This window comes from Psychrobacter sp. CX97 (assembly GCF_057396285.1).
Map to the genome: position 1 here is coordinate 134,766 of NZ_JBXYJE010000004.1, position 12,976 is coordinate 147,741.

The 12,976-nt window shown below is 38.8% G+C and carries 13 protein-coding genes; 1 reads left to right on the forward strand and 12 read right to left on the reverse strand.

Features of this window, described 5'->3' with window-relative positions:
- Positions 1-93: 93 nt before the first annotated feature.
- Entirely contained in the window at positions 94-357 is a 264-nt protein-coding gene (rpsP, locus tag AC2SLL_RS04810; protein ID WP_486530542.1) for a 30S ribosomal protein S16, read from the reverse strand.
- 109 nt (positions 358-466) lie between these two features.
- Here rpsP and AC2SLL_RS04815 point away from each other — a divergent pair, with 109 nt between their 5' ends.
- The gene (locus AC2SLL_RS04815) at positions 467-1,903 is read left to right on the forward strand and encodes an ATP-binding protein (RefSeq protein WP_486530543.1); all 1,437 of its coding nucleotides are present in this window, start codon (positions 467-469) and stop codon (positions 1,901-1,903) included.
- A 47-nt stretch (positions 1,904-1,950) separates the two neighbouring features.
- Here AC2SLL_RS04815 and AC2SLL_RS04820 read toward each other — a convergent pair whose 3' ends face one another.
- From AC2SLL_RS04820 to atpB, 11 genes are all read right to left on the reverse strand, one after another.
- Positions 1,951-2,130 (reverse strand): hypothetical protein, encoded by a 180-nt coding sequence (locus tag AC2SLL_RS04820; protein WP_486530544.1) that lies wholly within the window; start codon positions 2,128-2,130, stop codon positions 1,951-1,953.
- A gap of 128 nt (positions 2,131-2,258) precedes the next feature.
- The gene (locus AC2SLL_RS04825; protein ID WP_486530545.1) at positions 2,259-3,953 is read right to left on the reverse strand and encodes an ATP-binding protein; all 1,695 of its coding nucleotides are present in this window, start codon (positions 3,951-3,953) and stop codon (positions 2,259-2,261) included.
- A 318-nt stretch (positions 3,954-4,271) separates the two neighbouring features.
- Positions 4,272-4,988, reverse strand: coding sequence for a response regulator (locus tag AC2SLL_RS04830; protein WP_486530546.1), 717 nt, complete (start codon positions 4,986-4,988; stop codon positions 4,272-4,274).
- 289 nt (positions 4,989-5,277) lie between these two features.
- Entirely contained in the window at positions 5,278-5,694 is a 417-nt protein-coding gene (locus AC2SLL_RS04835) for a F0F1 ATP synthase subunit epsilon (protein WP_486530547.1), read from the reverse strand.
- A 143-nt stretch (positions 5,695-5,837) separates the two neighbouring features.
- Entirely contained in the window at positions 5,838-7,265 is a 1,428-nt protein-coding gene (gene atpD / locus AC2SLL_RS04840; protein ID WP_486530548.1) for a F0F1 ATP synthase subunit beta, read from the reverse strand.
- Between the two features lie 51 nt (positions 7,266-7,316).
- Entirely contained in the window at positions 7,317-8,195 is an 879-nt protein-coding gene (gene atpG / locus AC2SLL_RS04845; protein ID WP_486530549.1) for a F0F1 ATP synthase subunit gamma, read from the reverse strand.
- A 91-nt stretch (positions 8,196-8,286) separates the two neighbouring features.
- The gene (gene atpA / locus AC2SLL_RS04850; RefSeq protein WP_486530550.1) at positions 8,287-9,831 is read right to left on the reverse strand and encodes a F0F1 ATP synthase subunit alpha; all 1,545 of its coding nucleotides are present in this window, start codon (positions 9,829-9,831) and stop codon (positions 8,287-8,289) included.
- Positions 9,832-10,059: 228 nt separating this feature from the next.
- Positions 10,060-10,680, reverse strand: coding sequence for a F0F1 ATP synthase subunit delta (locus tag AC2SLL_RS04855; RefSeq protein ID WP_486530551.1), 621 nt, complete (start codon positions 10,678-10,680; stop codon positions 10,060-10,062).
- Positions 10,681-10,935: 255 nt separating this feature from the next.
- Positions 10,936-11,406: a F0F1 ATP synthase subunit B gene (locus AC2SLL_RS04860; protein ID WP_486530552.1), complete on the reverse strand. Its 471-nt coding sequence runs from the start codon at positions 11,404-11,406 to the stop codon at positions 10,936-10,938.
- A 109-nt stretch (positions 11,407-11,515) separates the two neighbouring features.
- Complete coding sequence (atpE, locus tag AC2SLL_RS04865; protein ID WP_096065249.1) at positions 11,516-11,761, reverse strand: F0F1 ATP synthase subunit C; 246 nt, start codon at positions 11,759-11,761, stop codon at positions 11,516-11,518.
- 34 nt (positions 11,762-11,795) lie between these two features.
- Complete coding sequence (gene atpB / locus AC2SLL_RS04870) at positions 11,796-12,662, reverse strand: F0F1 ATP synthase subunit A (protein WP_486530553.1); 867 nt, start codon at positions 12,660-12,662, stop codon at positions 11,796-11,798.
- Positions 12,663-12,976: the final 314 nt, after the last annotated feature.

Genomic DNA, 12,976 nt, shown 5'->3' on the forward strand with positions numbered 1-12,976 from the left:
CAGGCATGTATCATTAAAACAGATATTACTAAAAGATATAACTGCTAAAAGAAACAACTTGCTATAAAATGAGATACAATCTCAAGTTAAATATTAAGCAGTTTCTGCTGCTGCTTCTATCTTATAGCTTTTTACCAAGGCCTTAACTCGATCCGAAGGCTGCGCACCTTTCTCGAGCCATTCATTGTAAGCTTCTAGGTCTAAACGTAAAGGCACATCTTGACCTTTAGCTAGTGGGTTATAAAAGCCAATGTTTTTGATGTAGCGGCCATCGCGTGAACGACGCTGATCTGCAACAACAACTTGGTAGAATGGGCGTTTTTTGGCACCGCCCCGTGCTAAACGTATAACAACCATTTGATTTCTCTCATCCGTAGGTATACCAAAAAGGGCATAATTATATCAGAATATAATATAATTGGGAACCTCTAGTTCAACTAATTTTTAACTATAAAACGATATGTTTATGAAATCTTCTTTTTTGACATCTTTTTGGCCAAATTTACGTCTTATTCCACGCTCTAATACTTGGCAAACGACCATATCAGTCATGCTCATTGTTATTTTAAGTGTGGTGGTGTCTATTTGGTTTTTTTGGCGTAGTCTATATTTACCTGAACTTCAAAATCATGCTCGATATCTTGCAACTGAGCTCAAACTTGTGCAAGCCACCCGTGAGCGTTGGAAAACTAATCCTGAAGTATTAAATTGGATTTTAAATCATAATCATATTGCCGTTGTGGAAGATCCTAAACATTTCCCAGATGTTTCTAAAAAGGCAGTTGCAGGTTTCTTTACAAATATATTAGAAGAAGAAATTAGCAAACAGATTGGTCGAGAAACAACTGTTTATTTTAAATTCAAACCCACTCCACAGCTTTGGATTCAAGATTCTGGCACAACTAATTACTGGATACGTGAGCCTGTTATCTTCTATGCTCAGTATAGCCCCAGTTCGCTTATCTTCTTTATATTAGGTATCCCTATATTTACACTGGTCACGATTCTGCTTTTAGTTCGCCAATTAAACCGTCCCTTACGTAAACTACAGCAAGCGGCCACCAACTATATCAATTTAGGTAGCGCTACCACCCTACCCACACGCAAAGGGACCACTGAAATAAGACGAGTCAACATGGCATTCAACCGTCTTTTCACTACCCTAAGTCAATCACAAAAAGAGCGTACTATTATGCTGGCGGGTATTTCGCACGATTTACGCACTCCATTAACCCGTATGCGACTGACCGCTGAAATGCTGCCTGACGAGTTTTTGCGTGAAGGTTTAATATATGATATTGAGGACATGAATGCCATCCTTGAGCAGTTCATCTCTTTCATGAAAGACGGCTCAGATGAACCTGTAAGGTTGACAAACCTAGACTCTATTTTTAAAGAAGTCATGGTGCAATTTGCCCCTTTAGAGTTTGTTTATAAAACACACAATGTTGTACAAGTGCCCGTACGGCCGCTTTCAATCAAACGATTAATCATTAACCTTGTGGTTAATGCTCAGCGATATGGAAAACCACCCATCTATCTCTCAGCAACCATAGAGCCGACATTTATTTCTGATGAAAAAATAAGTGATGAAGAGGAAACAGTATCAACACCTAATGTGATGCGTTCAGCTAAAGATCAGCTAATTATTTGTGTACGTGATTGCGGACCAGGAGTTGCAAACGATCAACTAGAGCGTATTATGCAACCGTTTGAACGTGGAGAGTCCGCCAGAACCACGCAAGGTAGTGGATTAGGATTGGCTATTGTAAGTCGTATTGCTGAGCTTCATCATGGTAGTGTTGACGCTAGAAATCATCCAGAGGGCGGGCTGCAAGTGTGTGTACGAATTCCGTTGATATCTCAAACTGGTACTTATACTGCTATTAATGAACATGACTAAAATTAGACAAAACTAATTATAATTAAATAAATAGCGCACCTGTAGAATTAGTCTTTAGTGCCTATTAGGGGAGGTACACTAGAGGACGTGTTCTCAAAGTCGATAGGGGCAATGAGATTTTCTTCTGCCTCTAAAACGCTTGAGGTTGGTTTAGGCTCATACAAAAAGGTAAAGTACCCTAACACTATAATGTTTATTATTACTAAACCCAAAAATAAATATGGCATTTTTTTTCCATTCTAAGATAGAGTGAGAGTTTAAAAGCTAAGACAAATTGGCTATGCTATACCAAAAACCCCTATGTTAAGCTAAGGCTAAACTGGTTAAAGGTATAGATCATATAGCTTAAACTTTTTTAAGACACATCATCAATCAGCTTACGCATACCTTTTTCTTGAGTCAAGGGATCTGCAGAGATTGTATTTGCTAAGGGGCGGATTGGCCAACGCATAATAAATCTTGCGCCACCTAAGCTTGGACTTTCATCTACACTCATTTCCCCATTAAACCAAAACGCAATACGTGAAACAATAGATAGTCCTAAACCATATCCTCCAGATGCTCTAGTTCTGCTATCATCTAACCTTGCAAAAGGTACAAAAACTTTGTCTCTATCTTCTTCTGCAATACCTTGACCATCATCTTCGACACATACAAATGCTTCACCCTTATTTACACCTGCACTAATAAGAATTTTTGAATCCGCATAACGTAATGCATTGCCAGCTAAATTTTGCACTACCCGGTGTAAATAACGTTTATCAGCGAATGCTGTAACTTTTGGTGGAGGGGGTAACCCTACGACATTAACCGGTTTACCAAGCGCATTGGTTTCTCGAACAATTTGCTCTACTAAATCGCGTAGATTAACTGACTCAAGATCAAGCTTAGGAGAACCTTCTTCTAATTTAGCATAGGTTAAAATTTCATCAATAAGTCCATTTAATGACTCAATATCTTCATCAATATAGTCTTTCTGCATTTGTCGTGAATCAGCGTCTTCTGTATCAGCCAACATATCTACAGCAAACCTAATACGAGCAACTGGTGTACGTAACTCATGCGACACCGCTCGTGTTAGCTCACGCTGCGACTCAATCAAACGTTTAATGTGGGCGGTCATGGCATTAAAAGTAGCCGCTAACTGAGCAATTTCATCCTGACCCACGACTTGCACACGCGTATCCAGATTACCATCGCCTACTTCATTCACACCTGACTGAATAAGTTGCAATTTACGCTCTAATGGAAAAATTAGTGCGTAAACACCCAAGCTTATCAAAAACATACTGATGAGTACCACGCTGATTATCAAATTAAACGGAAACCATTTAAAAAGACTAACAGGGCCTATCAAAACAACCATATTTTCAATCTTAGAGGGGGCAATAATTTTGATGGCTGAATTCTCTGTGCTGGCACTGTCACGAAACAGTATAACCACTTCATCTCGCAACAGACGACGCATTTGATCATCATCAAGATCCATGTCTGTGGTTTTTTCAAGGCTTAATGGAAAAGCAAATTTCTCAGAAATTTGCGCCAAGCGTTGTTTTTTTGCTTCAACAGTTTCAAAGTAAGACAGATCGTTAAGCAGTAACACTGCCATTGCACGCACTTGTTGCTCAGTTACCTTTGTCATGCGAACGGTAACAATATTGTCCTCGTTTTCAATGGGATGAAATATATCAGCGTATGGCGTTGGCTGGCTAACATAACGTACAACCGTCTTTTTACTTTCGAGTCTTTTTAACTCACTGGCTGTAAAGTCGATACTCTTTGATGGTTGGATACTAAAACTATTACCAAACAAGCGGCTCACATCATTCAACCAATACTGGCGTTGTATATCTGAAGGCTGTTGCTCCAAACCTGAGCTTACTAAATATAGGGCGCCGCTTGCCATATTTTCACGATAAGCTTGGATACGCTCTTTATTAATGGTATCTACTAATAGTTGTGCAAATAAAGCAACAAAAAGACAGACGAGTAGCAGTCCAGCATATATCCTTAAAAAGATACTATGTTTTAATGACGATAAAAATGGCATGAGTTGACTAACCAAAATAATTTAATACTAGTTTACCTTAAGTTATAGATTAAGCCTATATATCCTGCTCAGCTTTGGCACGAAATTCAAAGAATCGCATAAACACTGCTTAAAGATTCTAACAATTATTATCCTTCTACTCTATCCGCGATTATTACTTCTATTACTGATATTATTAATTAGAAGCTCAAATACCAACCCATACAGTAAAATTTAGCTAAAACACTCATTATTGATAAGACAAAAGCCAGTGCGATACTGGCTTTTACTTGAGATAAACAATTTGATAAAGAGACGCTAATCGTTGAACTAAAACGACTAATTACCTTCTTTTACAAATAGATACCCCTTACTGCGTACGGTTTTAATACGTTTAGGATTTTCTGGGTCGTCGCCGATTTTAGGACGAATACGAGAGATCCGGACATCAATAGAACGATCTTGACCATCATATTCAATACCACGTAAACGCTCAAATATATCTTCTCTCGACAAAATTCGACCTGCATTAGAAGCCAGTAACCATAATAAATCATATTCTGCACTAGTAAAGTCGACTAGCTCCTCATTGAGCGTAACAGAACGACCTCCATTATCAATAACAAGCTCACCAAACTCCAAGCGCTGCGGTACTTCCTCAGAAGGGGCACTATCAGATCGACGTAATAAAGCCCGAATACGTGCTAACAAAACTCTAGGTTGGGCGGGCTTAGCGACATAATCATCTGCACCCATTTCTAAACCAAGTACTTGATCCATATCTTCAGTACGTGCGGTTAGCATGAGTATTGGGTTATGATAATGAGGTCTAACTTCTCGGCATACTGTTAATCCATCACTACCAGGTAGCATCACATCCAAAACAACCAAATCCGGCTGCTCATTGACGATTCGACGTATCGCACGATTACCATCTGTTTCAATAGCCACGTCAAGACCGTTTTTTATTAAATAGTCTTGGGTTAGCATAGCAAGGCGTTCATCATCTTCTACAATAAGTATTCTTGGGCTTAACTCTTCTTCGACATTAGACATTTAAACTTCCTCAAATATTTTTATAAAGTAACAATAGTCAAATAGGTACACTGTCTTCAGAACTACTAAATAGGATAGAAGACCTAAACCAGAAAAACATAATTTCATCAAACTTATTTTCAACTTTCTGAAATAATACAGTTTGCTTATAAATTATATTATAAACATAGTTCATGTATAAGCAGATTTTTATTATCAAGTAATATTAACACATAAAAAAACAGCCTAATATAGGCTGTCTAATTATTTGTATATTACATACTAAAAGTTATATAAGATTTACAAAACTCTATGCACGGTTGCGGTACTTTCTTAATGTCTGCAACTGAGCAACGGACTCTGCAAGAGATGCCAAAGCAGCGCTCGTTTGAACGCTGTCTGTTTGATTCGCAAGTTGCTGCTCTGCTTCTTTACGAGCAGCCATAATTTTGGACTCATCTAAATCGTGAGCTCGCTCAGCTGTATCTGCAAGCACCGTTACTAGCTTAGGTTGAACCTCAAGAACGCCACCTGATACATAAATTACTTCTTCATTTCCATCAGCAGTTTGAATGCGCATCGAACCTGGTTTCAGAAGGGTTATAAGTGGCGTATGACCAGCCAAAATACCTACTTCACCCTCACTACCTGTCGCAATTAACATACTAATTTCGCCAGCATATATCTCTTCACGAGCACTAACAACTCGGCACTGTAAGGTTGCCATGCGACTCTCCGTTATAAACTCATTATCGTAATAATAGAAGTATCACTTAAAAATTCAACAAAATCTAAAATAGGTATAATCTTGCCAATGAAGACTCAAATCAATCAAGCTTATACGTTTTAAATAGCTACTATAATTGATAATCAAGCAGCCGACTTCATTTTTTCCGCTTTAGCGACAACTTCTTCTATACTACCAGCCATGTAAAATGCTTGTTCTGGTAAATCATCATATTTCCCATCCAGAATATCTCGGAAGCTAGAAATAGTATCCTGTAAAGTTACGTACTTACCTGGTGCACCAGTGAATACTTCAGCAACGTGGAAAGGTTGTGATAAGAAGCGCTGAATTTTACGAGCTCGGTATACCACCATCTTATCTTCTTCAGATAGCTCATCCATACCTAGAATAGCGATGATATCTTTAAGCTCTTTATAACGCTGTAAAACTTCCTGGACACCACGTGCTACTGAATAGTGCTCTTCACCGATCACTAGAGGATCAAGCTGACGTGACGTAGAATCTAGTGGATCAATCGCAGGGTAAATACCTTGTGAAGCGATATCACGACTCAATACAACGGTTGCATCTAAGTGAGCAAATGTTGTCGCTGGTGATGGGTCGGTTAAATCATCCGCGGGTACATATACAGCTTGAATAGACGTAATAGAACCCGTCTGAGTGGATGTAATACGTTCTTGCAAAACTCCCATCTCTTCGGCCAATGTAGGCTGATAACCTACCGCAGATGGCATACGCCCTAACAGTGCTGATACCTCAGTACCTGCTAATGTATAACGGTAGATGTTATCAACGAATAATAGTACGTCTTTACCTTTACCATTTTCGTCTTTTTGATCTCGGAAATATTCCGCCATAGTTAAGCCAGTTAAAGCAACACGTAAACGGTTACCTGGTGGTTCATTCATCTGACCATATACCATAGCAACTTTAGAGTTAGTAAAGTTTTCAACATCGACAACGCCAGCTTCCTGCATCTCGTGATAAAAGTCATTACCTTCACGAGTACGTTCACCCACACCCGCAAACACTGACAAACCTGAATGCTTAAGTGCAATATTATTGATTAATTCCATCATATTGACGGTTTTACCAACGCCGGCACCACCGAACAACCCTACTTTACCCCCTTTAGCAAACGGACAAAGCAAGTCAATGACTTTAATACCAGTCTCTAAAAGATCAGTACTATTGGCCTGTTCATCATATGAAGGCGCTTGACGATGAATAGACCAATGATCTTCTGAATTCACAGGGCCTTGCTCATCGATTGGACGACCAAGTACATCCATAATTCGGCCTAGTGTTGCTTCACCGACAGGAACAGTAATCGGGGCACCCGTGCTAGACACTGGTAGCCCGCGTTTAAGACCTTCGGTAGATCCCATTGCGATGGTACGTACAACACCATCACCCAGCTGTTGCTGAACCTCTAATGTTGTATCAGTACCGTCTACAAGTAATGCTTCATAAATTTGTGGCACGTCAGTGCGGTTAAACTCGACGTCAATAACTGCGCCAATAATCTGTACTATACGACCGCTACTCATGGCGTTCTCCTTGAACTTCTAAAATATGGGCTTCTAAAATAAGTGGGTCAATTAGGAAACAGCAGCAGCACCGCCAACAATCTCCGAAATTTCTCGGGTAATTGCCGCCTGACGCAGCTTGTTATAAACTAACTGTAAATCGTCGATGAGTTCGCCAGCATTATCAGTGGCAGCTTTCATCGCTACCATACGTGCTGACTGTTCAGAGGCAATATTTTCCATCACGGCTTGATAAACGATTGATTCAATATACCTTCCAAGAAGACCATCAACAAGAGTTTTGGCATCTGGCTCGTAAATATAATCCCAATTTATCTCAGTTTGAACACCTGATTTTGTATCAATAGCTTCATCAGGTAATGGCACAAGCTGATTTACAGTAGGCTGTTGCGTCATAGCATTTACAAACTTGTTGTAAACAATATAAATACGATCTAAATGACCCTTAGAATAGTCATCAAGCATCGCTTGTACTGGAGAGTTCAATTGTTCAAAAGTTGGATTATCTCCATAATCAGTTACTGCAGAAGTTACTTTGCCACCAAAAGTTTTAAAAAAGCTCACACCCTTTGAACCGACTACTGCAAATTCTGCGTCTACAGACTGGTTTTGGTAGTCTTTTAAATGGTACATTAACTTTTTAAAAAGGTTAATATTAAGCCCACCCGCAAGACCTCGATCTGAGGTAACTAAAATATAACCGACACGGTTCACTGCCCGATCAGTCATATAGGGATGCTTGTATTCTGAAGATGCTTTAACCAAATGCGATACAACACGGCGCATATTTTCAGCATAAGGACGGCCAACTTCCATACGTTCTTGAGCACGGCGCATTTTACTGGCAGCAACCATCTGCATCGCACGCGTGATTTTCTGCGTACTTTTAATGCTGGTAACTTTAGCGCGAATTTCTTTTAAACTTGCCATATCCATTCCAATTCGGCGGGGTTTAAATGAGGATTATTTATTATACATATCATTGCATATGTGATCAGTGCTTAACTAATCACATGCCCATTTAATATGTATGATTCTGTAAAAATGTCTCAACTGAAGCTTTCAAACGATCTGCGATTTCATCATTGTAATTTGCAGTTGTATTAATTTCATTCATCAACTCAGCTTGCTCATCATGCATATAGCGTAAATAAGCATCTTCCCATGCACCGATTCTTTCAACTGGAATATCCGCTAGGAAACCTTCATTTGAAGCATATATAACCGCCGCTTGTTCAGCCACTGACATTGGTTGATACTGCTTTTGTTTCATAAGCTCGGTTACACGCTCACCATGATCAAGTTGAGCTTTAGTCGCATCATCAAGATCTGAGGCAAACTGAGCAAAAGCTGCTAATTCACGATACTGAGCTAGAGCAGTACGGATACCACCAGATAGCTTTTTAATAATTTTAGTTTGCGCAGCACCGCCCACACGTGATACTGAAATACCAGCATTAACAGCAGGTCGTATGCCTGAGTTGAATAAGCTAGATTCTAAGAAAATCTGCCCATCAGTAATAGAAATTACGTTAGTAGGTACGAAAGCAGAAACGTCACCTGCTTGAGTTTCAATAATTGGTAATGCAGTTAAAGACCCTGTTTTGCCTTTCACTTCACCTTTAGTAAACTCTTCAACATAGTCTGCATTCACTCGAGAGGCGCGTTCTAATAAACGTGAATGAAGATAGAACACATCGCCTGGATAAGCTTCACGTCCTGGTGGACGACGCAATAGTAATGAAATTTGGCGATAAGCAACAGCTTGTTTAGATAAATCATCATAAACAATTAGGGCATCTTCACCACGGTCACGAAAATATTCACCCATTGTACAACCGGAATATGGGGCTATATACTGTAGAGCAGCTGGTTCAGAAGCAGAAGCGACAACAACGGTCGTATATTCTAAAGCACCTGATTCCTCAAGCTTACGCACTACGTTTGCAATTGTAGAACGTTTTTGACCGATTGCGACATACACACATTTAATACCAGAAGCTTTCTGAGCAATAATCGAATCAATTGCCAGAGCTGTTTTACCTGTCTGGCGGTCGCCAATGATAAGTTCACGTTGACCACGCCCAATTGGAATCATAGTATCGACAGCTTTATAACCTGTCATTACAGGTTGGTCAACCGATTGGCGGGCAATTACCCCAGGGGCAATTTTTTCTACTTTATCAGTTAACTTTGCATTGATTGGGCCTTTACCATCGATTGGATTACCTAACGCATCTACGACACGTCCCAATAGTTCAGGACCTACTGGAACTTCTAAAATACGACCAGTACAGTAAGCTTTTTGACCCTCTTGAAGGCTTAGAAAATCACCCAAAACAACCGCACCGACGGAGTCTTGCTCAAGGTTCAATGCCATACCATAGACATCACCTTCAAACTCAATCATCTCACCGTACATTGCATCTTCAAGACCATGAATCTGAACAATACCATCAGATACTTTGACAATGGTGCCTTCGTTTTTAGAGGTTGCACCTGTATCAAGGTCTTGAATACGCTGCTTAATCAGCTGACTGATTTCTGCTGGATTCAATTGTTGCATTGCCTTGTTTCCTTTAATTTGTGATTGCCTGCTTACTCGCCAGTTTCTTAGCTTAATTTACTATACAGGTTTATGATTACCATTATTATAGTGAAAAAAATATAGTGAAAAAAATGCGTTGTTATGTGTAAACTATGTATTTAAGTGAGTCTATCTAAAAACAATACACATTACAAAATGTATCGTATTAGATAAGTTTCATAATCTGCTACTATTGCAAATTAGGGGTTAAGCCGTTAGCTGTGTTTTTAACTGTTTTAATTTGCCACGTATTGAATCGTCAACTAGTTTGTCGCCAATTTTAATTGTGGCACCTGCTATTAGCGATGGGTCTACATCTTCATGTAAAATCACGTCAGCATTTAATGACTCTTCAAGTTGCTTTTGAAGGGATACTTTTTGTGAATCAGTCAATGGATATGCAGATGTGATATAAGCATTAACTTGCTTAAGAGCATTCGAACGATACAAACTAAACTGCTCGTGAATCTGTGGCAGTAAGCCTAGACGTTCATGTTCAGCAAGCTGCTGAACGAAGTTCTTAATAGATATCGACGCTACTGGAAGCACCTCTGTTAAACTATTTTCTCGTTTAGCATTAGATAGCATAGCCTTGAAAGGAGTTGCTTCAGTAGTCGCTACCTGTTCGTCATAGATACTAATCAGAGCATCCACTTTACTTTGAGCAGAAATAGCGGGATTTTCAAGCATTTTCTCAAAGGCAGAATCACTAACCACGCTACTTGCGACCACTAAAAAGCCTTCCCACTCCCCAATAGCTGAGTTCTCATTAGCATAATCAAATGCTGCCTTGGCGTAGGGTCTCGCTAGTGTAGATAATTCAGCCATTATGTCCTCTTAGCACATACTCTGTGTATACATTACTTAAACGAAGATAGTTCAAAACTAGGATGACTATAAATAGGATCGTTATAAAATAAACATTTGAAATAATCGATATTTATCTTACACAGACCTTATCATCATCCTTAATTAGATTTGGCCTTGATACACACTTATGTAACCGTGGTAAATTAGCCTAACATCACTAATCTTAAAATTAAGGTCGCTGATTCAACTGTCTTATTGAGTAGAAAATTATGATTACAGCTTAGCAGCTAATTGATTTAACATATCAGCATGTTTTTGTTCATCAATTTTTTCTTGCAAAATTTGCTCAGCACCTAATACAGCAAGTTCTGAAACTTGTACACGTAGACTTTCACGAGCTTGATTAATCTCAAGATCAATTGATTCACGTGCTTGCTGGCGGATACGTTCACCTTCAATTTGAGCTTGAAGTTTTGCTTCTTCGATGAGTTGGTTAGCGCTTTTATTTGCCTGATCAATTAAGGCAGCAGCTTTAACTTTTGCAGAAGCAAGTTCTTGCTCGACTGACTGCTCAGCGCTTGCTAAATCAGCTTTCGCTTTTTCAGCTGCATTAAGACCTTCAGAGATTTTTTTCTGACGTTCATTAATAGCACCTATCAACAAAGGCCATACGAATTTCATGCAAAATATAACAAAAATTGCAAACGCAATGGACTGACCGATAATGGTTAGATTGATATTCACACGATCACCTCATTATTTATAAAAATCAGTATAATTGACCATTCAAGCTAGTCTTTATATTAAAGTTTAACTCTCTAAGAATGGCCAACAGGGGTCACTGATGTTTAAATTAAGCTAGAGGGTTGGCGAATAATAATAACATCGCAATACCAACACCAATCATTGGAACCGCATCAAGAAGACCGGCCACAATGAACATACGAGTTTGAAGTTGTGAACCAAGCTCTGGTTGACGTGCTACGCCTTCAAGAAATTTACCGCCTAAGATAGCAAAACCAATACCAGTGCCTAGAGCCCCTAGACCGATTAATAATGCAACTGCGATAACTGTGTAACCACCTAATACTGGATCCATTGATGTATCCTCATTTACCTGTGAAAAACTGTAATTAATGTTCGGTTTGTGACGCCAATGATAGATAAACTATCGTAAGCATCATAAATACGAACGCCTGAAGGGTAATAACTAAAATGTGAAATATCGCCCACGGTACTGATAGTGCCCACTGAATCCAAAATGGCATTAAGGCAATCAACACAAATATCAATTCACCAGCATACATGTTACCAAACAAACGCAAACCAAGTGAGATTGGTTTAGCAATAAGCGTAACAAATTCGAGGATGAAATTGATTGGGATTAAAATTATTTTTGCAATTGGGTTCTTGGCACTAAATGGATGCAAGGTCAACTCGCCCATAAATCCACCAATCCCTTTCTCTTTAATACTATAGTATATAATTAATGCAAATACTGAGAATGACATTCCTAGCGTAACGTTTGGATCAGTACTGGGTACAATTTTCATGTACACATGATGTGGGTCATGCCCCATTGCTGCACCTATCTTCTGCGCCAATACCGGTATGTAGTCGATGGGAATTAAATCCATCAAATTCATTAGGAATATCCATACAAATATAGTCAACGCTAAGGGTGCTATCAGCTTCGAGTTTCCGCTATAGGAATCACGCACATTAGTGTCAACAAATTCTACAATTAACTCTACAGCTGACTGCAATCTTCCAGGTACATTTGACGTGGCCTTTTTAGCAACTAACCAAAAAACGGTACAAAATAAAATACCTAGTCCTATAGACCATAACATTGAGTCTAAGTGGATGGCATAAAAGCCCATTGCCTTAGCTTCTGCAGCAGTATGTGCTACTGTCCATCCTTCGCCGGGTAAGTACCCATACGTCCAATTTGTTAAATGGTGAGCAATATAATCAGATGAGGTTATTTCAGCTGCCATAATCTTAGCTTCTTATAAGTATTGAGTTAACCATAAATTTTTAGCAAAAAATACAAAGGTGTAGTTTATTAAAGTTTTACATTAAACTTTTAGGTTTTCAAATCTTCGCAACCTATCAATTAATACTTTTTGCTAAAAATATCTGGAACTTAGAATGAATGCATATCTTAATGCAGCTTTATAAAAGTGTAAAGAAAACCTTCACTTTTTTTGCTATGTATATAAAAGATATAAGTTTAAAACGTTTTGATTATGCTAATTTCTGTTTATTTAATATTGGATATAATACCATTAACTGTAACTAAGGTGTCAAA

Excerpts from the sequence above, each read along its gene's own strand:
- rpsP (WP_486530542.1), bottom strand. The coding sequence starts at position 357 with ATGGTTGTTATACGTTTAGCACGGGGCGGTGCCAAAAAACGCCCATTC.
- AC2SLL_RS04815 (WP_486530543.1), top strand. The coding sequence starts at position 467 with ATGAAATCTTCTTTTTTGACATCTTTTTGGCCAAATTTACGTCTTATT.
- AC2SLL_RS04820 (WP_486530544.1), bottom strand. The coding sequence starts at position 2,130 with ATGCCATATTTATTTTTGGGTTTAGTAATAATAAACATTATAGTGTTA.
- AC2SLL_RS04825 (WP_486530545.1), bottom strand. The coding sequence starts at position 3,953 with ATGCCATTTTTATCGTCATTAAAACATAGTATCTTTTTAAGGATATAT.
- AC2SLL_RS04830 (WP_486530546.1), bottom strand. The coding sequence starts at position 4,988 with ATGTCTAATGTCGAAGAAGAGTTAAGCCCAAGAATACTTATTGTAGAA.
- AC2SLL_RS04835 (WP_486530547.1), bottom strand. The coding sequence starts at position 5,694 with ATGGCAACCTTACAGTGCCGAGTTGTTAGTGCTCGTGAAGAGATATAT.
- atpD (WP_486530548.1), bottom strand. The coding sequence starts at position 7,265 with ATGAGTAGCGGTCGTATAGTACAGATTATTGGCGCAGTTATTGACGTC.
- atpG (WP_486530549.1), bottom strand. The coding sequence starts at position 8,195 with ATGGCAAGTTTAAAAGAAATTCGCGCTAAAGTTACCAGCATTAAAAGT.
- atpA (WP_486530550.1), bottom strand. The coding sequence starts at position 9,831 with ATGCAACAATTGAATCCAGCAGAAATCAGTCAGCTGATTAAGCAGCGT.
- AC2SLL_RS04855 (WP_486530551.1), bottom strand. The coding sequence starts at position 10,680 with ATGGCTGAATTATCTACACTAGCGAGACCCTACGCCAAGGCAGCATTT.
- atpE (WP_096065249.1), bottom strand. The coding sequence starts at position 11,761 with ATGGATCCAGTATTAGGTGGTTACACAGTTATCGCAGTTGCATTATTA.
- atpB (WP_486530553.1), bottom strand. The coding sequence starts at position 12,662 with ATGGCAGCTGAAATAACCTCATCTGATTATATTGCTCACCATTTAACA.